The organism is Halorubrum sp. AS12 (genome assembly GCF_051122765.1).
In the GTDB taxonomy this organism is placed as follows: domain Archaea; phylum Halobacteriota; class Halobacteria; order Halobacteriales; family Haloferacaceae; genus Halorubrum; species Halorubrum trapanicum.
In genome coordinates this window covers 2,586,266-2,609,077 of the sequence record NZ_CP185385.1, presented here as the reverse complement: position 1 = coordinate 2,609,077, position 22,812 = coordinate 2,586,266, and the positions used below count along the sequence as shown (strand labels likewise).

25 protein-coding genes and 2 pseudogenes are annotated in these 22,812 nt (G+C 69.0%); 13 read left to right on the top strand and 14 right to left on the bottom strand.

Annotated features, from left to right (window positions below):
* The first annotated feature begins 47 nt into the window (after window positions 1-47).
* On the top strand, window positions 48-1,454 hold the full coding sequence (locus tag ACODNG_RS13300) for an ATP-binding protein (protein WP_434521695.1): 1,407 nt from the start codon (window positions 48-50) through the stop codon (window positions 1,452-1,454).
* A gap of 35 nt (window positions 1,455-1,489) precedes the next feature.
* Here ACODNG_RS13300 and ACODNG_RS13295 read toward each other — a convergent pair whose 3' ends face one another.
* Window positions 1,490-1,834 (bottom strand): hypothetical protein, encoded by a 345-nt coding sequence (locus ACODNG_RS13295; protein ID WP_434521694.1) that lies wholly within the window; start codon window positions 1,832-1,834, stop codon window positions 1,490-1,492.
* Window positions 1,835-1,949: 115 nt separating this feature from the next.
* Window positions 1,950-2,624 (bottom strand): phosphate signaling complex protein PhoU, encoded by a 675-nt coding sequence (phoU, locus tag ACODNG_RS13290; protein ID WP_434521693.1) that lies wholly within the window; start codon window positions 2,622-2,624, stop codon window positions 1,950-1,952.
* Between the two features lie 143 nt (window positions 2,625-2,767).
* Here phoU and ACODNG_RS13285 point away from each other — a divergent pair, with 143 nt between their 5' ends.
* The 4 genes from ACODNG_RS13285 (at window position 2,768) to ACODNG_RS13270 (ending at window position 6,912) form a co-directional block, all read left to right on the top strand.
* Window positions 2,768-4,420 carry an ABC transporter substrate-binding protein gene (locus tag ACODNG_RS13285; protein WP_434521692.1) on the top strand — a complete coding sequence of 551 codons (1,653 nt, stop codon included), beginning with the start codon at window positions 2,768-2,770 and terminating at the stop codon, window positions 4,418-4,420.
* Window positions 4,405-4,623: a hypothetical protein gene (locus ACODNG_RS13280; protein ID WP_434523115.1), complete on the top strand. Its 219-nt coding sequence runs from the start codon at window positions 4,405-4,407 to the stop codon at window positions 4,621-4,623. The genes ACODNG_RS13285 and ACODNG_RS13280 overlap by 16 nt, the downstream gene beginning before the upstream one ends.
* A gap of 93 nt (window positions 4,624-4,716) precedes the next feature.
* Window positions 4,717-5,559 (top strand): carbonic anhydrase, encoded by an 843-nt coding sequence (locus tag ACODNG_RS13275; protein ID WP_434521691.1) that lies wholly within the window; start codon window positions 4,717-4,719, stop codon window positions 5,557-5,559.
* Window positions 5,560-5,649: 90 nt separating this feature from the next.
* On the top strand, window positions 5,650-6,912 hold the full coding sequence (locus ACODNG_RS13270; protein WP_434521690.1) for a PQQ-binding-like beta-propeller repeat protein: 1,263 nt from the start codon (window positions 5,650-5,652) through the stop codon (window positions 6,910-6,912).
* 174 nt (window positions 6,913-7,086) lie between these two features.
* On the opposite strand, the gene ndk is transcribed toward ACODNG_RS13270, so the two are convergent.
* The 4 genes from ndk to rpl7ae are packed head-to-tail and all read right to left on the bottom strand — an operon-like array spanning window position 7,087 to window position 8,354.
* Entirely contained in the window at window positions 7,087-7,566 is a 480-nt protein-coding gene (ndk, locus tag ACODNG_RS13265) for a nucleoside-diphosphate kinase (protein WP_215086326.1), read from the bottom strand.
* Window positions 7,563-7,757 carry a 50S ribosomal protein L24e gene (locus ACODNG_RS13260; protein WP_149798246.1) on the bottom strand — a complete coding sequence of 65 codons (195 nt, stop codon included), beginning with the start codon at window positions 7,755-7,757 and terminating at the stop codon, window positions 7,563-7,565. Before ACODNG_RS13260 ends, ndk begins: the two co-directional genes overlap by 4 nt.
* A 3-nt stretch (window positions 7,758-7,760) precedes the next feature.
* Entirely contained in the window at window positions 7,761-7,985 is a 225-nt protein-coding gene (locus tag ACODNG_RS13255; RefSeq protein WP_434521689.1) for a 30S ribosomal protein S28e, read from the bottom strand.
* Between the two features lie 6 nt (window positions 7,986-7,991).
* The gene (rpl7ae, locus tag ACODNG_RS13250; protein WP_434521688.1) at window positions 7,992-8,354 is read right to left on the bottom strand and encodes a 50S ribosomal protein L7Ae; all 363 of its coding nucleotides are present in this window, start codon (window positions 8,352-8,354) and stop codon (window positions 7,992-7,994) included.
* Between the two features lie 275 nt (window positions 8,355-8,629).
* Here rpl7ae and ACODNG_RS13245 point away from each other — a divergent pair, with 275 nt between their 5' ends.
* Entirely contained in the window at window positions 8,630-10,033 is a 1,404-nt protein-coding gene (locus ACODNG_RS13245) for a bifunctional metallophosphatase/5'-nucleotidase (protein ID WP_434521687.1), read from the top strand.
* 385 nt (window positions 10,034-10,418) lie between these two features.
* Here ACODNG_RS13245 and ACODNG_RS13240 read toward each other — a convergent pair whose 3' ends face one another.
* Window positions 10,419-11,312, bottom strand: coding sequence for a tetrahydrofolate dehydrogenase/cyclohydrolase catalytic domain-containing protein (locus tag ACODNG_RS13240; protein WP_434521686.1), 894 nt, complete (start codon window positions 11,310-11,312; stop codon window positions 10,419-10,421).
* Window positions 11,313-11,405: 93 nt separating this feature from the next.
* A complete protein-coding gene (locus ACODNG_RS13235) occupies window positions 11,406-12,215 on the bottom strand; it encodes an aldo/keto reductase (RefSeq protein ID WP_434521685.1) in 810 nt (269 codons plus the stop codon).
* A gap of 214 nt (window positions 12,216-12,429) precedes the next feature.
* Here ACODNG_RS13235 and ACODNG_RS13230 point away from each other — a divergent pair, with 214 nt between their 5' ends.
* Window positions 12,430-12,972, top strand: coding sequence for a hypothetical protein (locus ACODNG_RS13230; RefSeq protein ID WP_434521684.1), 543 nt, complete (start codon window positions 12,430-12,432; stop codon window positions 12,970-12,972).
* A gap of 69 nt (window positions 12,973-13,041) precedes the next feature.
* On the opposite strand, the gene ACODNG_RS13225 is transcribed toward ACODNG_RS13230, so the two are convergent.
* Window positions 13,042-13,833 (bottom strand): hypothetical protein, encoded by a 792-nt coding sequence (locus ACODNG_RS13225; RefSeq protein WP_434521683.1) that lies wholly within the window; start codon window positions 13,831-13,833, stop codon window positions 13,042-13,044.
* A 107-nt stretch (window positions 13,834-13,940) separates the two neighbouring features.
* On the opposite strand from ACODNG_RS13225, the gene ACODNG_RS13220 reads away from it, so the two are divergent.
* Window positions 13,941-14,741: a hypothetical protein gene (locus ACODNG_RS13220; protein WP_434521682.1), complete on the top strand. Its 801-nt coding sequence runs from the start codon at window positions 13,941-13,943 to the stop codon at window positions 14,739-14,741.
* 27 nt (window positions 14,742-14,768) lie between these two features.
* On the opposite strand, the gene ACODNG_RS13215 is transcribed toward ACODNG_RS13220, so the two are convergent.
* Window positions 14,769-15,452 carry an HAD family hydrolase gene (locus ACODNG_RS13215; protein WP_209544833.1) on the bottom strand — a complete coding sequence of 228 codons (684 nt, stop codon included), beginning with the start codon at window positions 15,450-15,452 and terminating at the stop codon, window positions 14,769-14,771.
* A 79-nt stretch (window positions 15,453-15,531) separates the two neighbouring features.
* On the bottom strand, window positions 15,532-15,672 hold the full coding sequence (locus ACODNG_RS13210; RefSeq protein ID WP_209544835.1) for a hypothetical protein: 141 nt from the start codon (window positions 15,670-15,672) through the stop codon (window positions 15,532-15,534).
* Window positions 15,673-15,796: 124 nt separating this feature from the next.
* Here ACODNG_RS13210 and ACODNG_RS13205 point away from each other — a divergent pair, with 124 nt between their 5' ends.
* Window positions 15,797-16,936 carry a CBS domain-containing protein gene (locus tag ACODNG_RS13205; protein WP_434521681.1) on the top strand — a complete coding sequence of 380 codons (1,140 nt, stop codon included), beginning with the start codon at window positions 15,797-15,799 and terminating at the stop codon, window positions 16,934-16,936.
* Window positions 16,937-17,151: 215 nt separating this feature from the next.
* Here the strand turns inward: ACODNG_RS13205 and radB are convergent.
* A pseudogene (gene radB / locus ACODNG_RS13200) lies at window positions 17,152-17,858 on the bottom strand (DNA repair and recombination protein RadB).
* A gap of 215 nt (window positions 17,859-18,073) precedes the next feature.
* A complete protein-coding gene (locus ACODNG_RS13195) occupies window positions 18,074-18,280 on the bottom strand; it encodes a cold-shock protein (protein ID WP_004595330.1) in 207 nt (68 codons plus the stop codon).
* Between the two features lie 208 nt (window positions 18,281-18,488).
* Here ACODNG_RS13195 and ACODNG_RS13190 point away from each other — a divergent pair.
* From ACODNG_RS13190 to ACODNG_RS13175, 4 genes and pseudogenes are all read left to right on the top strand, one after another.
* A pseudogene (locus tag ACODNG_RS13190) lies at window positions 18,489-19,246 on the top strand (SCO family protein).
* Window positions 19,243-19,827, top strand: coding sequence for a TlpA family protein disulfide reductase (locus ACODNG_RS13185; RefSeq protein WP_434521680.1), 585 nt, complete (start codon window positions 19,243-19,245; stop codon window positions 19,825-19,827). The pseudogene ACODNG_RS13190 and the gene ACODNG_RS13185 overlap by 4 nt, the downstream one beginning before the upstream one ends.
* Window positions 19,828-19,863: 36 nt before the next feature.
* Window positions 19,864-20,529 carry a cytochrome c biogenesis CcdA family protein gene (locus ACODNG_RS13180; protein ID WP_434521679.1) on the top strand — a complete coding sequence of 222 codons (666 nt, stop codon included), beginning with the start codon at window positions 19,864-19,866 and terminating at the stop codon, window positions 20,527-20,529.
* A gap of 134 nt (window positions 20,530-20,663) precedes the next feature.
* On the top strand, window positions 20,664-21,320 hold the full coding sequence (locus ACODNG_RS13175) for an AIM24 family protein (RefSeq protein ID WP_434521678.1): 657 nt from the start codon (window positions 20,664-20,666) through the stop codon (window positions 21,318-21,320).
* Window positions 21,321-21,367: 47 nt separating this feature from the next.
* Here ACODNG_RS13175 and ACODNG_RS13170 read toward each other — a convergent pair whose 3' ends face one another.
* Complete coding sequence (locus ACODNG_RS13170; protein ID WP_434521677.1) at window positions 21,368-22,723, bottom strand: sodium-dependent transporter; 1,356 nt, start codon at window positions 22,721-22,723, stop codon at window positions 21,368-21,370.
* Window positions 22,724-22,812: the final 89 nt, after the last annotated feature.

Below are 22,812 nucleotides of genomic sequence, written 5' to 3'. Positions count from 1 at the left end.
ATTGTCGCGGGACAATCCCTATTGGGTTCGCTCCGGCTCATTGTGGCATGAGGAGCGAACGGCCCGTTGACCTGCTGTACGTCAACGACGACGACCAGCTTCGAGAGCTGGTCTCCACGCAGCTACGCAACGAGAGCGACCGGCTCCGGATCGAGACGGCGGACTCCGCCGTCGAGGGAGAGCGGCTGCTGGAGGAGGAAGCGATCGACTGCGTGCTCTGCGATCACCACATGCCGGACGTGACCGGGGTCGAGTTTCTGAAGCGCGTTCGCGAGGAGCGTCCGGATCTCCCCTTCCTGCTCTTCACGAACACCGGGACGGAAGCCGTCGCGAGCGAGAGCATCGAGGCCGGCGTCACGGACTACGTCATCCAGGACACCATCGAGAACCAAGCCCCGCTGCTCGCCAGAAAGATCGTCACCTACGTCGAACACCGGCGGGCGCAGCGAGAGCGGGACCGGACGAACAGGCGGCTCCGCGAGGTCGCCTCCGTGACCGATCAGGTGTGGTGGGTCTTCTCGCCAACGTGGGACGAGCTGCGGTTCATCAACGACGGCCACGAGGCGATCTTCGGGCAGCCGCCGGCGAAGCTTCGGGACGATCCGACGACGTTTCTCGACCGGATACACGAAGACGACGTGGACCGCGTTCGGCAGGCGATGGAGTCGTGCTCGAAGGGGACGCCGCAGGTGGTCGAGTACAGGGTCGAAAAGTCCGACGCGGTGCGGCTCTGGGTCGAGTCGCGGTGTAAGCCCATCAGCGACGAGACCGGAGGCGTCACGTCGCTCGTCGGACTGACGCGCGACATCACCGACCGAAAGCTGTACCAGCGGGAGCTGACCGAGACGGTCGACCAGCTGGAGGAGTTCACCGGGACGGTGTCACACGACCTCCGAAACCCGCTGAACGTCGCGGCCGGAAACCTCAGCCTCGCGGCGTCGGAGAGCGACGACGAGCGCATCGACACGGCCCTGGACGCCATCACGCGGATGAGCGAGCTAATCGACGAGCTGCTGACGCTCGCGAAGGAGGGCAAGACGCTCGGCGAGCGGAGCGACGTTCCGTACGAGGAGATCGTCGAGAAGAGCTACGAGAACGTCCGGGCGCCGGAGAGCACCCTACGGGTCACGGGGAGCGTCGCGCTGTCGTGCGACTCCGCGCGACTCACCGAGGCGTTCGAGAACATCATCCGCAACGCCGTCGAACACGGCGGCAGCGACGTCACGCTTACCGCCGGTGTACTGCCCGACGGGGGCGGCGTGTTCATCGAAGACGACGGACCCGGAATTCCGCCCGGGGAGCACGAGCGTGTCTTCGGGAAGGGCCACACGACCCGAGAGGACGGGAGCGGATTCGGGCTCGCGATCGTCGAGCGGATCGTCGACGCGCACGGCTGGGAGATCCGCATCGCCGACGACGCGGCCAGCGGCGCACGCTTCGAAGTCGTGACCTAAAAACGAGGAGTAGAGCCGCACCGACCGGCGACGACTCAGACGCCGGGGACGCCGAACGCGCTGATACTGAGTTCGAGAACGCCGTTCAGGACTGCGATGACGACCAGCGCGGCGGCCCACGCGACCAGCCCCATGATCGCCGCGTCCTTCCAGCCACCGGGGTACCGCCACTTGATGACCCACACCCACGCGATCAGCGCGACGAGCGACCCGATCAGGGGGATCAGCGACCCGATCGCCCACGCGAGGGCGCCGAAGAGCGCCGTGACCACCGCGTGCGAGTAGTCGTCGACGCCCGCGACGACGCGGCCGCTAATGTAAATCCCTAATCCACCGACCAACAGCGCGACGACGAACGAGACGATAGCTCCCAGTACCATACACCGTCCCGTCTCGACTCAGAGGGATATAACAGGGGGACAGACTCCCCTCGGATGACACGTTTCGGAGAGTCGTCCGGACGGGAGTGTGATATCGAATCGCGGAGAATCCAGCTCAGTACAGCAGCTCGTCGTCGTTCTCGATCATGTACAGCGACCGGGCGGCGATGTTGACCGCGTGGTCGCCGATCCGTTCGAGGTCGCGGATCGTGAGCAGGAGCCGCGAGACGTTCTGCATCGTCGCCTCCACGTCCTCGTCGTCGCGCAGCTCGTCGCGCTCGATCAGGTCGCGGACGACGAGGTCGCTCGCGGCCTCGCAGGCGGCGTCAACGTCGTCGTCCGCCTCGGCGACGGCGTAACACCGGTCGGGGTCCGACTCCGCGTACGCCGCCATCGCCTCGTCGAGCATCGCCAGCGTGTCGTCGCCGATGCGCTGGACGTCGACGTCGGGGAACACCTCGCGGTCGGCCCGCTTGGCGTACTCCCCGAGGTTCGTCGCGAGGTCAGCGATCCGTTCGAGGTCGGTGATGATCTTGAACGACGCCGCGATGAACCGCAGGTCGCCGGCGACCGGCTGCTGGAGCGCGATGAGATCGGTACACTGGCCCTCCAGTTCGAGGTAGAGGTCGTTGATCTCGGCGTCACCGGTGATCACTTCCTCGCCCAGTTCCCCGTCCTGCCGTTCGAGGGCGTCGAGTCCCATGCGGAGGCGCTCGGCGACCACCTCGCTCATGTAGAGGACGTCGTCGCGGAGTCCTTCCAGTTTCGTCTGGTACTGTTCGCGTGGCATCGTGTTGGCGTATCCGCCACGCCCGACGCACAAAAACACGTCGGCGACCGCCAGATACCGGACGGAATCACCGGTGATCCGACGTACGGTCGAACGCTGCCCGTGTGTCCGGAGACTTATACGGCGGGGCGAAACTGACCAGCATGTCACGGAAACTCGATCCGTCGCGGCGGCGCGTCCTGCGCGGCCTCGCGACCGGGGTGACCGCCGGGGCTATCGCGGGCTGTGCCGGCCGCGGCTCCGACGGCACCGGCAACGGAACGGACGGGAACTCGAACGGAACCGACGACGGGACCGGGAGCGGCGAGCCGGTCGCCGGCGGGGAGCTGGTGTACTCACAGCAGGTGTCGCCGATCGAGTTCGACCCGATCGTCGTCAACGACATCTACTCGCAGCAGGTGTGTTCGCAGGTGTTCGAGCCGCTGTACGCCTACGACGAGAGCACCAACCCGGTTCCGCACCTCGCCCGCGAGGAGCCGACCGTCGAACGCGACGGGACGCGGTACGTCGTCGAACTGCGCGACGGGCCGCGCTTCCAGAACGGCGACCCAGTCACCGCTGAGGACGTCCGGTACTCGCTTCTCGCGCCGGTCGAGGAGGAGACCGCCAACGCGCCGGACGTGGAGATGATAGACACCGTCGAGGTCGTCGACGACCGGACGGTCCAGATCGACCTCCAGTACGGGTACGGCCCGTTCTACACGCTCGCGCTGACGCGGAGCGTGGTCCCCGAGTCGGTTCGGGAGGCGGACAAGGACGCGTTCAACCTCGAATCGCCGGTCGGCTCGGGACCGTTCGAGTTCGACGACTGGACGGAAGGCGAGTTCGTCGACCTGGTGAAGTGGGACGACTACTGGGGCGATCCGGAGCCGTACCTGGACCGCCTCCGCTTCGAACCCGTCGAAGAGAGCACGACGCGCGTCGTCTCCTTAGAGACCGGCGAGTCGGACGTCGCGGACGGGATCACGCCGCAGACGTGGGAGACGGTACAGAACGCGGACAACATGTCGCTTCAGTCGGAGCCGGGCATCTCCTACTACTACATCGCGTTCAACTGCAACGAGGGACCGACCGCCGACCCGCAGGTCCGCGAGGCGATCGATTACGCCGTCTCGATGGACCAGGCGGTCTCGAACTTCATCGAACCGGCCGGCGAGCGCAACTACGCGCCGGTGCCGCTCCCTGTCGCGGACTCGTGGGACTTCCCGGTCGACGACTGGGCGGACATCGGCCACGACCGCGACGTCGACCGGACCGCGGAGCTGCTCGCGGACGCGGGCGTGCCCGAGGACTACAACTTCCGGATCATCGTCCCGCCGGACGACCTCCGCGAACAGATCGGCATCTCGGTCTCGAACGGGCTGAACGAGGCCGGCTACGAGGCGGAGGTGCGCCGGTACGACTGGGGTACCTTCCTCGACACCTACGACACCGGCAACGAGGACGACTACAACATGTACGCGCTGGGCTGGCTCGGCGGTCCCGACCCGGACTCGTACGTGTACAACCTGTTCCACGACGGCCAGATCGGCGACACCAACGGGACCTACTACGAGAACGACGACCTCATGGATGAGATCATCGAGGCGCGCCGCGCCAGCGACATCGACGAGCGGCGCGATCTCTACGAGTCGATCATCCCGACGGTGCTCGAAGACCGGGTTCACCTCCCCAGCTACAGCCTGCGCGTCTCCATCGGCGTCCGCGACTACGTCAACGACTTCGTCGCCCACCCGCGCTCGCAGTACAACCCGCGGGTCGTGAGCGACTACAACAACGTGTGGCTCGACCAGTAGCGGACTGGATCATCCAGAACCGGGACTCGGTCGAAGCGTTCAAACCCCGCCGCGACGACGACTCGGACATGCCGAACATGGAAGACGTGGTTCTCGACGAGAACGAGGAGGCGCTCGCGCCCGCGGTCGTGATCGCGACGGTCGCGCTCCTCGCAGTGTTCGTCGTCGGGGTTCTGGTCTCGGTCGTCGGACTCGTCGCCTGACCGGCCCGCCGTTTCGACGGCGACGAGCAGCCCCAGATCGAAGGGACAGTTCACGGCCCCGACGCTTTTGGTTCCCCGCCGGGTGTAGGTGGTATGAATCGGCGGATACTCTCGGAGCTCCTCGACCGCAACGACGACCACGTCGCTGCGCTCGCGCCCGGCGCCTTCGACCGTCACCGCGACGACCAGCGTCCCGGGGTGGTCTCCGTCTGCTGTTCCGACTCGCGCGTCTCTCAGGAGGGAATGTTCGCCGTCGACGAGCCGGGGTTCCTCTTCACCTCCGGCGCCATCGGCAACAGCGTCAGCGCCCTCGTCGACGGCGAGCGCGTCCTCGACGGGAGCGTGGCGTACCCGCTCCGCCACACCCACACCGAGGTCCTCGCCGTGGTCGGCCACACCGGCTGCGGCGCGGTCGGCGCCGCGCTCGCGGCGGCCCGCACCGGCGAGTTCCCGGCCGAACCGGGCGTCCGCGCCGACGTGGAGGCGCTGCTGCCGATCGTCGAGTCCGGACTGGCCGACCCGGCCGTCGTCGGCGAAGACGGCGAGGGAGCGACCGACGACGCGACGGCCGACGATGTGCCGGTGGACGATTGGACGGCCGACTATGCGCCGGTGGACGATTGGACGGCCGACTATGCGCCGGTCGACGACGCGTCGGGTGGCGATGAGACGGCCGATGATGCGGACGGTGCTGTCGCTTCCTCGGTTCGCGACCGGCTCGTCGAGTACAACGTCCACGAGCAGGTCGCGTTCGCCCGCGAGAGCGAGGAGGCAGCCGACGCGACGGTGTACGGCTTCGTCTACGACCTCCACGGGGTCTACGGCGACCGCGACGGCGTCGTCTACCTGGTCAACGCCGACGGCGAGCGGGACCCGGCGGCCCTGCGCGAACTCGTCGGCGACGCGCACGCGGACCACGTGGCGACGCTGTTGTAGGCGCGACCGTCTCAGACGCGCTCCCCGACACTCGCCCGGCGGGGACCGGATTCGACAACCGTTTCACGGCGACGCCCGAAGGGGGTTCAAATGGACCGACGCGTCCTGTTCGCGACGCTCATCCTGCTGGCCGGCGGCGCGACCGGCGTCGGTGTGGCGCTGTTCGCGTTCGTCGGGGTCGACGATGCCACCACGGAGACCACGGTCGTCTGGGAGTCCGAACCGGCCGCCGGCGACGACGGCAGCGGCGCCGTGGTCGCGACCGTCGACGGGGACCCGCTGCTCCTTCAGCCGGCGGTCGAGAACGGATCGCGGGTCGTCCGCGCGACGGTCGCCGGAAGCGACGAGACCGCCTGGACGGTCCCGATCTCCGGACCGGACGCGGAGCGGGGCGGCGGCGACTCGGACGGAAGCGGCGGCGACGCGAACGGGAGCGACGGCGGTCCCGTCGGCGTCAGCGGACTCACGGCCGGGACCCTCGACGGCGACCCGGTCGTGGCGCTCACGACGGCGTCCGGGGAGATCGTCGTCGTCGACGCGGCCGCGGGCGCGGAGCGGTTCTCGGTCGACCTCGGCGGTACCGGCGGGCTCCGACCCGCAATCGGCGACCTCACCGGCGACGGGAGTCGGGAAGTCGCGGCGGTCGCGACCGACGGGACCGTCCGCGTCGTCAACCGCGAGGGCGACTCCGTCGCCGAGACCTCGCTGTCGGGCGACGTCAATCGCCGACCCCTCATCGTCGAACCGGACACCGAGGCCGGTTACCGGGGCGGACTCGCGGTGTTGACGACCGCGGGGAACCCCGCGACGGTCCACATGCTCGACGCGAGCGGCGAGGCGCGCTGGACGACGACGCCGAACGTGAACCCCCTGAGTTGGGCCGCCGCGGACAGCCGAGACGGTCCCGTGCTGGCGCTCGGCGGATCGAACGGCAACCTGGAGACCATCGAGGCGAGCGACGGGTCGGACCGGTACGAGGTCGGGCTTCAGGACCTCCCGGTCGCCGTCGGCGACGCGGACCCCGGCAGAGTGTACGTGGGCGGCTCGGGGAGCGTGTGGGCCGTCGACCTCCTCGACGGCGAGGTCGTCTGGAAACAGCAGTACGGCGCGTCGACCCGGATTAACGAGCCGCGGATGGGCGACGTCGACGGGAACGGCGAACTCGCACCGGTCGCGGTCAACCGCGCCGGCGAGGCGCTCGCGATGACCCAGAGCGGCGAGGTGATCGCTCGGGGCGGCCCGGCCGAGGTCGTCGCCTACGGCGGCCCGCTGTTCGCCGACGTCACAGGGGACGGCGGCGACGAGGTGATCGTGGTCGCGGACGACGGGACCGCGATCGCGGTCGACACCTGAGCCGCCGGCGAATCTGTCCGCCTTTTATAACCGTGAGAGTGGAGAAGATCAGCCGACTGCGTGGGATCCGAGGTCGGTATTCACCGGAAACGCGGTGTGTCGACTGAGCGAAAGCTCAGCGGAGAAGCGGGCGGTGCGTCACGGCGGAAAAATCCGGAACCCGGAACGGCCGCGTCAGTGGTCTTCTTCCTCGTACACCCACGCGGCGGTGTCGAGGTCGTAGTCGACGAGTTCGTCGTCGTCGAAGAACAGGTCGATCTCGCGCTCGTTTGCGCCCTCGTCCTCGTGGTCCGACGCGTGGATCACGTTGTGGCCGAGGTCGAGACCGAAGTCGCCGCGGATCGTGCCCGGGGCGGACTCGGTCGGGTCGGTCTGGCCGACCATCGCGCGGACCTGTCGGGTCGCGTCCGCGCCCTCCCACACCATCGCGAAGACGGGACCGGAGGTGATGAAGTCGACGAGACCGTCGAAGAACGGCTTGTCCTCGTGTTCGCCGTAGTGCTCTTTCGCGAGCGCCTCGTCGAGCTGGACGAACTTCCCGGCGACGAGCTTGAGCCCGCGGTCCTCGAAGCGAGAGACGATCTCGCCGATGAGTCCGCGCTGGACGCCGTCGGGCTTGACCATCACGAAGGTCCGCTCGTCGTGGTGGCTCACTGGTCGTCGCCTCCCGCGCGGTGGCCCTCCTCGGTCCACTCGACGTCGCGCGCCTCGCGGCCGAGGAAGTAGTTCTTCTCCGCCTTCGAGTCGACGAAGTGGAGGATCTGTCCGTCCTTCTTCACGTACATCGTGCCCGTGCCGGGCTCGATCTCCTCACCGCTGTAATCGCAGGTGCGTGTCTCGACCATTGGTTATCGGCCTCCGATGGAGTCGGCGTCGCGCTGGGTCTCCCGCAGCTGGAGCACGTCGCCCAGACGGACGGGACCCAGGACGTTCCGGGTGATGATCCGGCCCTGGTTCAATCCCTCCTGGATGCGGCACTTGACCTGCATGGCCTCGCCGTCCATCCCGGTCTTGCCGACGACCTCGATGACCTCCGCGGTCGTCGAGTCGCCGGTGCCCTCTTCTGCGCTCATGGGAGGTTATCGAAGCTCCGCGACCTTCTCGCCGATGTCCTCGACGTCGTCGGCGGCGTCGCCGGCGTCGACGACGGCGGCGGCGGCCGAGCCGACTTCGAGACCGGCGGCCTGGCCGACCTCGTCCTGCGTGTCGACGAAGGCGACCGGAATCCCCTTCTCCTCGGCGAGTTCGGGGAGGTCGATCACGATCTCCTCGGGGGAGACGTCCTCGGCGACGATGACGAGATCCGCGTTGCCGCGCTCGACGGCCTTCGTGGTCTCGTTGGTTCCTTTCTTCACTGTACCGGTGTCTCGGGCAACCTCGAGTGCCTCAAGCGATCGCTCGGCGAGGTCGGCTGGGGTTTCGTAGTCTACGTAAACGGGCATATGTTGTTCACCTATCCTCCGCGCGGGCTCGCGTGCCCGTACCGTGGTCGGTCCCTAACGGCACGGCACATCATCAACCCCGCAGAGGCTGTGAAGCGACGTAGTCCGGACATCCATAAAAGCGCTTTCAATGTCCTGCGCGTGTGCGAGCGCGGATCACGGGTCGGAATCTCGGAGGAGGACGCGAGATGGGCAGTACCGCCCCGCGGAGGCCGGCGGTCGCGATCAGACTCCGCGCTTTTTAAGCCCGCCACGCGCCTCCCGTCCGACATCGAATGGTCCGTCTCGTCCACTACTCCGACATCGAGAACGTCTTCGACGCCCCCGATCGGGCGGCCCGCCTCGCCGGTCGGATCCGGGCGCTCTCCGGTCCCGACGCCGCGGTCGTCGCCACCGGCGACACGACCGCGCCGGGCGTCCTCTCGCTGGTCGCGACCGGGAGGCAGGTCCTCGATTTCTACGAGGCGACCGACACCGTCCTCGATACCTTCGGCAACCACGAGTTCGACTACGGGCCGGACGCGCTCCGCGATCTCGTCGCCGACGCGCCCGCGACGTTCGTCTCCGCGAACGTCCGCGACGAGGACGGCGAGCCGTTCGGCCGCGACGAGGGTGTCGTCCCGTGGACGACCCGCGAGGTCGACGGCGAGACGGTCGGGTTCGTCGGCGTCACCGACCCCGCGACCGACTCGCTGAACCCGATGGCCGCGGACCTCACCTTCGACGACCCCGTCGCCGCGGCGCGCGACGCGCTCGCGGAGATGCGCGCCGCGGTCGCCGAGGAGGGTGAGGACCTCGATCGCACTGTGATCCTCTCGCATCTCGGGGCGGGCGACGACGACCTCGCCCGCGAACTCGACGTGGACGCGGTCCTCGGCGGCCACGTCCACAGCCGCCGGAACGAGACCGTCGCGGAGACGCTGCTGGTCCGGCCCGGCGTCAACGGCGAGGCGGTGGCCGAGATCGACCTCGACGCCGAACCCCCGACCGCGACGCTCCACGAGCCGGAGGGGGCCGACTCCGCGCCCGGGCTGGCGGACGCGCTCGCCGAGCGGATGGCCGCGGCCGACCTCGACGAGACCGTCGACGTCGTCGACGAGCCGATAGAGCGATCGGGCGACGTGGTCCACGGCGGGGAGTGTCGGGTCGGGAACTTCGTCGCGGACGCGTTCCGGTGGGTCCACGGCGCCGACGTGGGCCTGTCGAACGCCGGCGGGCTCCGGCAGGGCGACCCGTGGGCCGGCGACGTGACGAAGGCGGACCTGATCTCCCTGATCCCGTTCGAGGAGCCGGTCGCGCTCGCTTCCGTCACCGGCGCAGAACTCGGCGACGTGCTCCGCGAGATGGCCGCGCCCGACGTGGACTTCGGCGAGGACGACTGGTGGCACGGCCACGTCTCGAACGCCCGCGTCGTCTGGGACGACGACGCCGAACTCATTCTGGAGGCGGCCGTCGGTGGCGAGCCCATCGACTCTGACGCGCGCTACACGGTCGCGGTCTCGGAGTATCTCCTCCACTCCGAACACGAGTTCCCGACCCTCGGCGAGCGCCACCGGGTCGACGAAGCGGGCATCCAGTACGAGGTGCTGGCCGAGTACGCCCGCGAACACGGCATCGACCCCGCAATCGAAGGCCGGATCGAGATCCGGAACCGCGCCGCCGCGGCCGACGACGACTGACGCGACCGCGACGACGACTTATTGATAAACTGATGCGGTGGCGCGTGCCTGCGAGCGGCCGCCCTCGGCGGCCGCGAGACAGCACGCGCGAGGGAGTCGCGGCCGCTTTTAAGCGGCCGCGACGAGGCTGGGGAGGCGTGAGGCTGCGGTGCGGTTGCGGTGGGGCGGGACTCAAAGGGGCAGTCGCGAGGACGCCGTAGGCGACGTAAGCACCGCAACGAGGGAGCGGAGCGACCGAGTGAGGAGCGCAGCGAGCGTACGGCGTCCTCGCGACTGGGGATTTGGCGGTGTTCGCCGTCGATCCACCAGCAACTGTTTATAAATAACAGCCAATGGCTTATAAACGAAGACCGCCAGAACTCACGAACTCCACAGCGTCTCGGTCCTAGTTCAACTCCACATCAACGTCGCGCTGGAGACCGGCCGCCTTCACCGTGTTGTAGAGGAGCATCGCGCGCGTCATCGGCCCGACGCCGCCGGGAACCGGCGTAATCGCTCCCGCGACCTCCTTCGCGGATTCGTACTCCACGTCGCCCACGAGTTCGTACCCCTTCTCGGTGTCCGCGTCGACGCGGTTGATCCCCACGTCGATCACGGTCGCACCCGACTTCAGCATCGAGCCGTCGACGAACTCCGGGATGCCCGCGGCCGCGACGACGATGTCCGCGTCGGCCAGTTTCCCCTCCAAGTCCTCGGTGCGGGAGTGACACACCGTCGTCGTCGCGTTCCCGACCGGACTCTTCTGGATCAGCAGGTTCGCCATCGGCTTGCCGACGATGTCGGAGCGACCGACGACGACCGCGTCCGCGCCCTCCGTCTCCACGTCGTAGGCGTCGAGGAGCTTCTGGACGCCGTGGGGCGTACAGGGTTTAAACCGGGCGTCGCCCGCGACGAGACGGCCGACGTTCTCCGGGTGGAAGCCGTCCACGTCCTTCTCGGGGTCGATCCGCCGGAGGACGGTCCGCTTGTCGACGTGGTCCGGCAGCGGAAGCTGGACCAGAATGCCGTGGACATCGTCGCGGTCGTTGAGGTCGTCTATCGTCTCGTACAGCTCGCTCGCGGGCGCGTCGGCGTCGATCTCGACGTGTAAGCTCTCGATACCGACCTCTTCGCAGTCGCGCTGTTTCATCGAGACGTACGTCTCGCTCGCGGGGTCGTCGCTCATCAGCACCGTGGCCAGTCCCGGCTCGACGCCGGCGTCGGAGAGCCGCGCCACCTCATCGGCGACCGCGTCGCGCACGTCGGCCGCGACCGCCTCCCCGTCGATGATCTCGGTCATGCGAGAACCTCGGCAGTCCCGAGGTAAAAGTGGCGCGGGATCGTGGTCATCCAACGCGATCGTTACCCGGTTCGATCCAAGAAAGCGGATCGTCTACTCGGGGAACAGCTCCGCCTCGCGCTCGACCGCGTCGATGGCGGCGACCTCCGCGTCGGTCAGTTCGAGGTCGGCCGCCGCGAGGTTCGCGCGGAGGTGTTCCTCGCTCGACGCCTTCGGGATCGCGACCACCGGCTCCTTCGCGGTCGCCCACGCGATCGCGACCGCCTCGGGCGTCGTCCCGTGCGCGTCCGCGACCTCGACGACGGCGTCGACCTCGCGGACCCGACCGCCGGCGAGCGGCGAGTAGGCGACGACCGGATAGCCGTGTTCGCGGGCGTGATCCAGGAGGTCCGGCCGGTAGAATAGCGGGTGGAGTTCGGTCTGGTGGGCCGCCGGCGGCCGACCGAGGACGTCGATCGCGCGGTCGAGGTCCGCGATCTCGAAGTTCGAGACGCCGACGTTCCGGACCAGACCCACGTCGACCAAGCGATCCAACGCCGGCAGCGTCGTCTCCGGGTCGTAGTCGCCGCGCGGCCGGTGGACGTAGAGGAGATCGATCTCATCGACCCCGAGCCGGTTCGCGCTCTCGCGGGCGGCCGGCTCGACCTCGTCGGCCGCGAGGTCGTCGATCCAGAGCTTGGTCGCGACGGTCACGTCGTCGCGGTCGAGGTTCCCCGTGGCGTCCACGGCGTCGTCGACGCCGTCGTCCCCGGCCAGCCCCGCGGCGAGCCCCTCGCCGACGACCGCCTCGTTGTCGTAGATCCGGGCGGTGTCGAGGTGGCGGTAGCCGACGGCGAGCGCGGTCGCGACCGCGTCGGGGTCGTCGATCCCCATCGTGCCGAGACCGACGGACGGGAGTTCCATGCGTCCGGGTTCGCGTCGCGGAACAAAAGCCTCCCGTCGCGTCATGAGACCGCTCGCGCCCTCGTTCACCGTGATTCACGGGAGCATTTACGGAGTCGGCCGGCGTATCGCCGTCCATGCCTGTCGTCCCTCCACGCAGTCGTCTACCAGCCATCGGTCGCTCGTTCGCCGTCAGTCACTCGTTCGCTGCTCCCCCAGCCGGAACCGTCGCCGCATGACCCGCACCGGGACGTGGTCGTTCGCGACGACCGCGGGACGCGTCGAGGTCGCGCCTGACGAGATACGGGTTCGGCGGCGAGTCGGTCGCACGTGCCGCGAGGTCGCTCGGAGCCTCGCGAACGGCCGGCTCCCGTCGGTCGGACGAGACGTAGGGTGGTCCGGCGTCGGCGCCGTGATCAGCGCGCTCGGGATGCTACTGGAGTGGACCGGCGAACCCGGAACCGGCGTCGGCGTCGCGGCGTTCGGTCTCGCGCCGGCGTTCGCCGGGGTCGGCGTCTCGGCGCTCCAGAACGCTCGGACTGAGATTCGCCTCCGAGACGTCCGACACGTCGCCTTCAGGGAGGGCGACGTGGTCGTCGTTCACGAGAGCGAGGACGGCGGCGCCGCCGAGACGGCGCTCAGCCCGCGGTCGCCGGCGGCCCGAAATGACGCCGCGCTCGCGTTTCGGCTCCGCGGCGTCGACCTCTGCGGCGCCGACGACGCCGAGGGGGTCTCTCGGACCGCCGTCGACGCGCCCGCGACCGAACTCGTCGCGTAAGCCGGACTCGTCGCCTAAGGCGAGGGGTCGGCGCGGGAGTCGGTCCCGTCGCGTGGATCGCGGCGAAGGTCACCGCGTCAGCGAGGTCGTCCGCTCGATGACCTCGTACCCCTGCGCCGCGAGCGCGTCGGCGTAGTACCGGTCCGCGACCCAGCCCTGCGGGATCCGACGGATGTCGAACCGCCGCGTCGGCCGCAGCTCGACGTCGACGACGCTCCCGCCGTCGGCCGCCTCGCGGACCGTCACCACGTACGACCCCCACGGGCGGCCGTCCGCCGTCCCCTCGATTTCGACCGTCGCAGCCCGCGGGCGTTCGGTCCCGCTCCCGCCCCCATCGGTCGCGTCGTCGTCGGCAAACGCGTCTCCCTCGGTCACGCCGACGGAGAGGTCTATCTCGGCCGTCTTGAGTCCGAAGAGGTACGAGAGCGCGTACGTCGCGCTCGCGCCGGACGCGCCCGCGCCGCCGTCCGCGTCGGAGGCGGTCGTATCGTCGACCGGACCGTCGGTCCGGACCTCGTCGGCGACGGCCCATTGGAACGCGAGGACCGGTGGCGTCGCCGAGGCGAACTCGCGGACGACTGTCTCGGGCGGCGCATCCGTCCGGAGCCGGACCGAGCCGCGCCGTCGGTAGACCGGGAGGCGGAGCACGACGAGGAGGACGACGGCGACCGCCACGCCGGGCCAGAACGACAGCGCGGCGACCGCCGCAAGGAACGCGCCGGCGACGAGCAGCGCGAGGGTCCAACCGACGAGGCGCTCGGCGCGGCGGTACCGAGAGGCGACTGCGTCGAGCGCCGCCCGGTCGACGCGCCTCGAGTCGTTGGGGGCGAAGCGGTCAGGGTCGGTGGAGGGTTCGGACACGCTCCGAACTCGTCGAGACCGCCAATCAGGATTTCGGTCGGGTTCGTGGCGGAGGCGCGCTCACGTGCGGCGAAACACATACGGCGCGTCGGCGAGACCCGTCGCCCATGCCCCGGCCCTCCACCCGGACCCTCCTCGCCGGTCTCGCCGGCGGGACGGTTCACCTCGCGGCCGTCGAACTGGCGTTCCGAGCACTCGGTCACGCGCCGCCCGAGCGGTGGCCGCTCGCGGATCCCGGCCGCGCGATCGGTCTCTTCGCGGTCGGCTTTCTCGTCGCGATCGCAACCGCGCACACGCGGCTGTACTCGCCCGCGGTCGGTCTCCCGGCTGCGCTCGCGTGGGCGACCGTCCGCGACGCGGCGGGAGCGCCGCCCGAGTGGTCCGAGGTCGGCGGGTTCCTCGTGGTCGACCGCACCGTGTTCCTCTCGGCGTACGCCGGCGGCTGGACCGTCGTCGCCGGACTGCTCGCCGTCGCGGCCGGCGCGGAGTTCGGGCTGCGCTACCGGTACGGACTCGCCTCGGACCGGATCCGAAATCTCCCGCCGGCGCCGACCCGCCTCCGCGACGCCGCACTCGTCGGACTCGCGGTCGGCGGGGTCTTCGGCGCGGCCGCGACGGCGCGCGTCGCCGCGTTCGGCGTCTCCCCGTCGACCGCGGTCCCGGTGATGGCCGCGACGACCACGCTCGCGGCAGCGGTGCCGGTCGCCGCGGCGACGGCCCGAGGGCTGATCGGACCGGTCGCCTGCTTCGCGCTGTTCGCCCCGTCGCTCGCGTGGGACACGATCACCGGCGCGGAGGGCGGCCCGGTCGGCCTGCTCCTGCTGGGGCCGATCGCGGTCGCGCTCGCCCTCGTCGCGCTCGCGGAGGGCGCGGTCCGGCGTCGGCTCGATCGGATTCCGACGGAGTGAGACGGTCCGAGCCGGGGGAGTACGGTCTCAGACCGGCTCCTCGTCGTCGGTCGAGGACCGCCCGCAGATGCTCACGAGGTCGTGGAGGTCGTCGATCTCGTAGGTCGGGTGGCAGGCAAGCTCCGTCGACCGTCGATGGGGGCGGCGGACGAACGCGGAGTCGATGCCGGCGTTGTCGGCCGCGCGGACGTCCGACTCGTTGTCGCCGACGAACAGCGCCGTCTCGGCGCCGAGGTCTTCGAGGGCGCGCTCGATGTAGTAGGGAGAGGGCTTCTTTCGCGAGAGGCTGGCCACCGAGGGCTCGCGGCCGTACGCGACCTCGAAGTGGCCCGCCAGCCCGAAGTGGTCGAGGAGGGCGTCGACGGTCGCCTGCTGGTTCGAGGAGACGACGCCGAGCGAGGCGTCCAGCGCGCGAAGGGCGTCGACGTCGTCGTACGGGGTCTTCCGTCCCTTCCGGGCGGCGTCGATCTGCGCCGCGGCCGCGGTCTCGTCTCTCACCCGCCAGAACTCCGTCGGGTCCACGCCGTAGCGCTCGCAGATGTCGGTCAGCGTCGCGGGGTCGACGCCGACGGCGACGTCGTCGACGTGGGCGAGGTCCGGGTCCTCGACGCCGAGGCTCACGAACGCGTCCCAGGCGGCCTCGCGGAGCGTGTCGAACGGCGTCCGCCCGACCAACACCCCGTCGTTGTCGAGGACGACGGCGTCGTACACGCCTCCCCGTGGGTGGGTAACGGGCAAAAAGGTTTCACACGCCGAGACGGCGGTGCCTCGGTGTCGTGAGACCGGAGCCTCACACGCCGAACAGTCGGAGGAAAAGCCCGGCGAGCAGCGCGATCGTGCCGACGATCACGCCGATGAACGGGATGGGGACCGGCAGCGGGATCACGATCAGCGCGACGCCGACGGCGATCAGCGCGGTCGAGAGTTTCACGTTCCGACTTCGTCGGCGACGCGGAAATACCTTCAGGCGGATTCCGTCCGTCGGAGACGAGTCCGGGCGCGCGCAAAACCCCCGCACTTTCAATACCCGGCCGGTCGAAGACTCAGATTGGACCATGAACATCTCTGATATCGCAGTGTCGGAATACGTCGAGGTCGACGTCGACGAGCGACTCGCCAAGGTCCGTTCTATCTTCGAGCGAGAGAACCCGAAGGGGATCGTCGTCGTCGAAGACGGCGAGTACGCCGGCGTCGTCGGGGAGAAACAGCTCATGCGCTCGCGCATGGAAGACGACACGAAGGTGTCGGCGGTGATGAAGCCGGCGCCCTCGGTCGACCGACACGAGGACATCCGCGAGACCGCCCGGCTCCTCGTCGAGGGCGACGTGAAGATCGCGCCCGTCTACGAGGGCGAGAAGCTCTACGGTATCGTCACGGTCGACCAGATCCTCGAGACCGTCCTCGACAGCCTCGACGCGATCACCGTCGGCCAGATCGCCACCGAGGACGTGATCGGCATCGGCGAGACGGAGAGCGTCGGCCGCGCCATCAACCGCCTCCGCGAGAACGGCGTCTCCCGGCTCCCGGTCCTCGACGACGACGGCGACCTCGTCGGCGTCGTCACCACGAACGACATCGTGGAGTTCGTCGTCCGCGACCAGGAGCGGCAGGGCAGCGGCGACCGCGCCGGCGACATCGATCGGATGCTCGACATCCCCGTCTACGACATCATGTCCAGCCCGGTCGTCACGGCGACGAGCGACGAGACGGCCCAAGCGGTCGTCGAGCGCATGTTCGACAACGAGGTCTCCGGGCTGGTCGTCACGCCCGAGGGCGCCGACACCGTCGCCGGGATGGTGACGAAGACCGACGTGTTGCGCGCGCTCACGTTCACCGAGCAGGACTCGATGGACGTCCAGATCACGAACGTCGACCTGCTGGACACGACCTCCCGCGAGCACATCGTCGAATCCATCGAGCAGGTCGCGGACAAGTACGCGGACATCCACGTCATCCACGCGCACGTCCGGCTCCACGCGCACAAGGAGAAGCTCCGCGGCACGCCCCTGATCCAGTGTCAGATCCGCCTCCGCACCAACGAGGGGCAGGTCGGCGGCTCCGGCGAGGGGTACGGCGCCGAACACGCGTTCCACGTCGCGCTCGACAAGCTGGAGCGCAACGTCTTAGAGATCAAGGGCGTCAACGCCGACGAGGAGTACCGCGGCCAGCTCCTCCGGAAGCTCGGCCAGCTGTGAGCCGGTAGACCGTAAGCCGAGAAGCACCCGACGCGCGGACGAACGCCGACGCCGAATCCGCGTTCGTCCGCCGACCTCGACCGATTCCGACGCGTATTTTCGTCGTTTCCGTCGCCTCGTCGACCGAGGCTTTCAGACCCGTTTCCCCGGCGACGCACCTCGCCTATCGTCCGTGGCGGAGCGGCTCGCCTATCGTCCGTGGCGAAGCGGCTCGCCTATCCGTCCGCGCCCTCGGCGAGCCCGTCGGCGACGATCCGGAAGGTCGCGGTGTCGCCCGCGGGCTTCGAGCGGTGCTTTTCGAGGGTCGCTCGGCGATTCCCGCCGCGGAACCGGTCGACGCGGACGATTGCGCCGGTCCAGTGGTTGAGGGTGTTGCCGCCGAGCGCGCGGTCGCGGTCGCCCTCGGGGTCGGTGAACACCTGGTTCGTGATCACGACGGCGACGTCGTGACGCCGGGCCAGAGAGGAGGTGGGTCACCTGCTTGGCGACCTTGCGGAGCGACTCGCCGCCCTCGGTGTCGCCGGCGCGCTCGAGTCGGTAGAAGCCCGTCGCGGAGTCTAACACGATCAGCTCCACCTCCTCCGCGAGCTCCTCGGCGTCGCGGACGGCCTCGCGCTGGTCGTCGAAGTCGTACGCCTCCGAGAATCACCAGCCGAGCGGCGAGCGCCTCGAGGGCCTCGTCGCCGTCGTCCCGGTCGAGCCGCCCCTCGGCCATCTGCTCGAAGCGGTCGATCGAGAGCCCCTCCGTGTCGATGTAGAGGGCGCGGTCGCCGCCGGCCGCGACCTCGACCGCCGCGGCGAGCGCGAGGTTCGTCTTCCCCGCGGCCGGCGGGCCGTACACCTGCGTGACGACGCCGCGCTCGAAGCCGCCGCCCAACAGCTCGTCGACCGGGCGACAGCCGGTCGGGATCGGATCAGTCACTGGCGAGAGCTTCTCTCGCGCTCGTATTTAAACGGTCGATCCGTCGGGAACGGGGCGATACGCGCCGCTCGTCGGCGGAACGCCGTCATCCGTCGAGAAAGCGCCGTCGCTCGTCGAGGTGTAATAAGTGTGAAAGAAACGGAGATGGCGTCAATCACGTCGATCGACGGCCGAAATCCGGTAGTGCGTGCGGACGCGCGTCCGCTACTTGGGGGTTAGTTGCGGACGAGGTTCGTCGCGCGCGGTCCCTTGGGGGACGATTCGATGTCGAATTCCACTTCCTGACCCTCCTCGAGGTCCGGGCCGCCGACGTCTTCCATGTGGAAGAACACGTCTTCGTCGTCGTCGAGGTCGCCGTCGTCAGTCGAGATGAAACCGTAGCCGCCAGTGTCGTTGAAGAAATCAACCTTACCGTTTGCCATTGCGAATATACGTACAGCCCGTTCGGGGATAACCCTTGCGAGGGTCACGGTACCACGGAGGTTCCGGGCGTTCGTCTCCTGTGGACAGTTCCGGATACCGCCTCGTTTCAGGCCGTCCGGTCGATGTTCGGACGCTTCCGGTCGTGTTCACCGCGTGCCACCAGCCGCGGGGTTCATTTACGCGCGCCCACGTAGGTCGGACAACGACATGGACCGCCGCCACTTCCTCCGCTCGCTCGCCGCCACCGGCACCGCCGCCGGCGCGACCGCCACCGCCGGCTGTGCCGGCGTCCTCGGCAACTCCGGCAACTCCGGCAGCGCCGACGGCTCACCCGACGCCGACGACGCTCCCGACTCCGGCGGCGCCAGCGCGAACGAAACCGTCCTCGGCCCGCCCGAACAGAGCCGGGGGATCCGGTCCACCCGATCCGCGGCGACGAGATGCCCGAGTTCACCGTCCCCGACCCGATCACGGGCGAGGAGATATCGACGGCGGAGTTCGAGGGCGAGCGCGCGTTCCTGTGGACCTCCTTTTACACCAGCTGCCCCGACGGCGTCTGTCCCGCGCTCATCCTCCGACTTCGGCGCGCGCAGGAGGTCGCGGCCGAGGAGGGGTTCGGCGACGAGGCGGCGTTCCTCCCGCTCACGTTCGATCCCGAGCGCGACACGGCCGACGTGCTCCGCGAGTACGCCGGCCAGCGCGGCGTCGACCTCGACGCCGGCAACTGGCATTTCCTCCGCCCCGAGAGCTACGAGGCGGGCGTGGAGCTGATGGACGAGAACCTCGGGCTCAAAATCGAGAAGACGGACGGCTCGGAGTACGAGAACTTAGAGTACGCGTTCCCGCACTACGGTCTCATCCTGCTCGTCAACAAGCGGGGCATCGTCGAGCGGGCGTACCCGAGAGGACCCCAGACCGACGTCGAACGGATCGTCGACGACTTTCGACGGGTGGTCACTGCGTGAGGCGACGGGACCTGTTGGCCGGACTCGCGAGCGTCGGGGTGCTCGGCGGGGCGGGCGCCGTCGCGACCGGCGGGGTCCCCAACTCGCTCGGTGGAGACGCCCTCGACGGCAGCGAGACCAGCAACGAAACCGACGGCGAGGCGCCGGAACCGGTCGAACCGGTGACGCTCGAGACGGTGGACGCGCCCGGGAGTCGCGACGGCGAGGTGACGTTGCCAGCTCCCGATCGTCCAACTTTCATCGATTTCTTCGCGACGTGGTGTAGTCCGTGCGTCGAGCAGATGCCCGACCTCGTCGCGGCGCACGAGCGGCTCGGCGAGGAGGTGCTGTTCGTCTCGGTGACGCCGGAGGACGTCGGCGGCGCAGTGAGCGAGGAGTCGGTTGCCGACTGGTGGACCGAGAACGACGGAGACTGGCTTGTCGCGGCCGACGTGACGGCGGAGCTTGCGGCGCGACTCAACGTCGGCGGCTACCCGAGCGCCCGCGCAATCGACGCCGCCGGGCGCGTCCGGTGGTCGACCTCCGGAACCCACACGACGGAGGAGTTCGTCGCAGGCATCGAACGGGCGCTCGACGAATGAACAGGCGATTCGATCAATGACCCGACGGACCGACCGATGACCGACGTCTCGCTCGCGACCAACGTCCCGTTCGCCGTGACCGCGGGGGTCGCGACGTTCTTCTCGCCGTGCGCGTACCCGCTCCTGCCGGGGTACGTCGGCTTCTACGTGAACTCCGTCGACGCCGATTCCGCGTCGGTCCTCGGGGCGGGAGTGCGCGGGGTCGCGGCCGCGGTCGGCGTGCTGGCGACGTTCGCGCTGCTCGCCGGCGCCACGGTCCGGGTCGGCTACTCGACGCTGTCGAACATCACCGTCTTCGAGACGCTCGTCGGCGGGCTGCTGATCGCTTTCGGGCTGCTCGTGGCCGCCGGGCGCGCGCCGTCGATATCGGTGCCCCTGCCCGAGCGGCGGTCGAGCGTGCTCGGATTCGGCGTCTTCGGCGCGGGGTACGCGCTGGCCGGGGCGGGCTGCGTGGCGCCGGTGTTCCTCGGCGTCGTCGCCCGCGCGATCGCGCTCCCGTCGGAGACGGCGGTGCTCCTCCTCGCCGTCTACGGCGGCACCGTCGCCGTCCTGATGGCCGCGACCACCGTCGCGACCGGCGTCGGACTCGTCAGCAACGCGAACCGGGTGATGGCCCACGCCGGACTGCTGAAGCGAGTCGCGGGCGCGGTGATGGTCGTCGCGGGCGTCGGCCAGCTGTACCTCTCGCTGGTCGTGTACTGAGACCGGAACCGTGTGCCGGACCGGGACGCGTCGCGTCTCGGTCCCCGAAACGAACCCTTCGAGTCTCCCGTAGATTCTTAAGCGACAGCACGGAAGTTCTGGACAGCCGAACCGGACGGTTCGGTCCCCGCAACATGAATCTCGATCAGTTCACCGCCGAGAACGCACCGACCGACAGCGCGGAACCGTTCCAGCGCGAGAACAGCTACACCCTCGACGTCGAGGTCGCCGGCACCGTCATGGCGAAGGCCGGCTCGATGGTCGCGTACACGGGCGACGTCTCGTTCACCGGGAAGGCCTCCGCCGAGGGCGGGATCACCGGCTTCCTCAAGGAGGCCGCCACGGGCGAGGGGACGCCGATCATGGCCGTCGAGGGCGACGGCCACGTCTACTTCGCGGACGACGGCAAGAAGGTACAGGTGATCGAGCTCGACGCCGGCGAGTCGATCACGGTCAACGGCGAGGACGTGCTCGCGTTCGAGGAGTCGCTCTCCTACGAGATCAGCACCATCGACAGCCTCGCTGGAGCGCTCGCCGGCGGGTTCAGCAACGTCTACCTCGAAGGCCCCGGCTACGTCGCGCTCACCACCCACGGCGACCCGATCGTCCTCGAACCGCCGGTGGCGACCGACCCGAGCGCGACCGTCGCGTGGGGCGGAACCTCCCCGGACGTGGAGGTCAACCGGAGCCTCTCGGACATGATCGGCCAGGAGTCCGGCGAGCGCTACCAGATGCGGTTTGAGGACGACGGGGGCTTCGTCGTGGTCCAGCCGCGCGAGGAACACGTCTGAGGCGGGGGAGAAGTCGACCCCCCGACCGTGGCTACCGCGCCGCCGGCTTACCGCGCCGCCAACCAGTCGGCGAAGTCGCCGGTGAGGAAGTCGACGTAGTCGACGACACCGAGGTACAGCGAGACGACCACGACGATCACGATCGGGATCCGGACGATCCAGATCCAGGCGGCGTCGAGGCCGCCGCCGCCCGCGATGCCCTTCCGAAGCTCTTCGCGGCCCAGATCCGGAACGACCCAGCCGACGAACAGCGCGAGCAGCAGCGAACCGAGAACGAGGAGGACACCGTCCGCGAGCAGGTCGTACAGGTCGAGGAAGATCAGGTCGATCGTCACTGGAACGCCGAGCAGGAAGACGGCAGCGCCGATGGAGGCCGCGGCGGGAACGCGCCCGACGCCGACCTCGTCTATCATGTACGAGACGAGCACTTCGAGGATGCTGATCGCGGACGAGAGCGCCGCGATCCCAACCATCGCGAAGAACACGATCCCGAGGATCCGACCACCGGGGATGCTGGCGAACGCCGACGTGAGGCTCACGAATATCGCGTTGACGGTGGTGGTGCTGGGATCGATCCCGGCCGCGAAGAGGAACGGGAAGACGACGAAGCCGACGATCACGGCGATGAGCGTGTCGAGCACGACGATCACGCCGGCGTCGGACGCGAGGTTCCGGTCCTCGCCGAGGTAGGAGGCGTAGGTGATCATCACGCCCATCCCGAGCGAGAGGGTGAAGAAGGCCTGTCCGGCGGCGGCCGGCAGGATACTCGTCCAGTTCGCGACGAGGTAGCTGAAGTCCGGCGAGAGGTAGTAACTGTACGCCGCTCCGGAGGCGTCGAGCGTGAACGCGTACGCCGCGAGTCCGAGGAGCAGTGCGATGATCGCCGGCACCATCACCTTCACGCCGACCTCGATGCCCTTCCGCACGCCGGCAGCGATGATCCCGATGACGATCGCCATGAACACGGCGTGGAAGAGGAGGGAGTCGAGCCCGGTGGAGACGGTTCCGAACAGCGCCGTCGCCTCCTCGGGACCGGCGACCGCGTACCCGTCTGTGGCCCCGATCAGAGTGTACCGGAGGAACCAGCCGGCGACGACGCTGTAGTACGAGAGGATGACGAAGCCGATCACGACGAACAGCCATCCGAGGTAGTTCCAAGCTCCGCTTCCGAGTTCCCGTATCGCGCCGACGGGGTTGAGGTTAGTGTACCGCCCGATCACGAACTCGACGAGGATCGCCGGGAACCCGATCAGCGCGACGAAAAGCAGGTAGACGAGGAGAAACGCCCCGCCTCCCTCCTGTCCGGTAATGAAGGGGAACCGCCAGATGTTCCCCAGCCCGACCGCGCTACCGACCGCGGCGAGGATGAACCCCATCCGTGTCGCCCATGTCTCGCGTGCCATTGGTGTACAGGATGAATCCCCACATCCCCGTAAAAACGTGTCTCTCTGGCGCTCTTACCGATAATCATCAAACATGATCAATTGGTCAC

Bases quoted from the DNA above. Each gene is read 5' to 3' on its own strand.
- ACODNG_RS13300 (WP_434521695.1), top strand. From the start codon at position 48: ATGAGGAGCGAACGGCCCGTTGACCTGCTGTACGTCAACGACGACGAC.
- ACODNG_RS13295 (WP_434521694.1), bottom strand. From the start codon at position 1,834: ATGGTACTGGGAGCTATCGTCTCGTTCGTCGTCGCGCTGTTGGTCGGT.
- phoU (WP_434521693.1), bottom strand. From the start codon at position 2,624: ATGCCACGCGAACAGTACCAGACGAAACTGGAAGGACTCCGCGACGAC.
- ACODNG_RS13285 (WP_434521692.1), top strand. From the start codon at position 2,768: ATGTCACGGAAACTCGATCCGTCGCGGCGGCGCGTCCTGCGCGGCCTC.
- ACODNG_RS13275 (WP_434521691.1), top strand. From the start codon at position 4,717: ATGAATCGGCGGATACTCTCGGAGCTCCTCGACCGCAACGACGACCAC.
- ACODNG_RS13270 (WP_434521690.1), top strand. From the start codon at position 5,650: ATGGACCGACGCGTCCTGTTCGCGACGCTCATCCTGCTGGCCGGCGGC.
- ACODNG_RS13260 (WP_149798246.1), bottom strand. From the start codon at position 7,757: ATGGTCGAGACACGCACCTGCGATTACAGCGGTGAGGAGATCGAGCCC.
- ACODNG_RS13255 (WP_434521689.1), bottom strand. From the start codon at position 7,985: ATGAGCGCAGAAGAGGGCACCGGCGACTCGACGACCGCGGAGGTCATC.
- rpl7ae (WP_434521688.1), bottom strand. From the start codon at position 8,354: ATGCCCGTTTACGTAGACTACGAAACCCCAGCCGACCTCGCCGAGCGA.
- ACODNG_RS13245 (WP_434521687.1), top strand. From the start codon at position 8,630: ATGGTCCGTCTCGTCCACTACTCCGACATCGAGAACGTCTTCGACGCC.
- ACODNG_RS13240 (WP_434521686.1), bottom strand. From the start codon at position 11,312: ATGACCGAGATCATCGACGGGGAGGCGGTCGCGGCCGACGTGCGCGAC.
- ACODNG_RS13235 (WP_434521685.1), bottom strand. From the start codon at position 12,215: ATGGAACTCCCGTCCGTCGGTCTCGGCACGATGGGGATCGACGACCCC.
- ACODNG_RS13230 (WP_434521684.1), top strand. From the start codon at position 12,430: ATGACCCGCACCGGGACGTGGTCGTTCGCGACGACCGCGGGACGCGTC.
- ACODNG_RS13220 (WP_434521682.1), top strand. From the start codon at position 13,941: ATGCCCCGGCCCTCCACCCGGACCCTCCTCGCCGGTCTCGCCGGCGGG.
- ACODNG_RS13205 (WP_434521681.1), top strand. From the start codon at position 15,797: ATGAACATCTCTGATATCGCAGTGTCGGAATACGTCGAGGTCGACGTC.
- ACODNG_RS13195 (WP_004595330.1), bottom strand. From the start codon at position 18,280: ATGGCAAACGGTAAGGTTGATTTCTTCAACGACACTGGCGGCTACGGT.
- ACODNG_RS13180 (WP_434521679.1), top strand. From the start codon at position 19,864: ATGACCGACGTCTCGCTCGCGACCAACGTCCCGTTCGCCGTGACCGCG.
- ACODNG_RS13175 (WP_434521678.1), top strand. From the start codon at position 20,664: ATGAATCTCGATCAGTTCACCGCCGAGAACGCACCGACCGACAGCGCG.
- ACODNG_RS13170 (WP_434521677.1), bottom strand. From the start codon at position 22,723: ATGGCACGCGAGACATGGGCGACACGGATGGGGTTCATCCTCGCCGCG.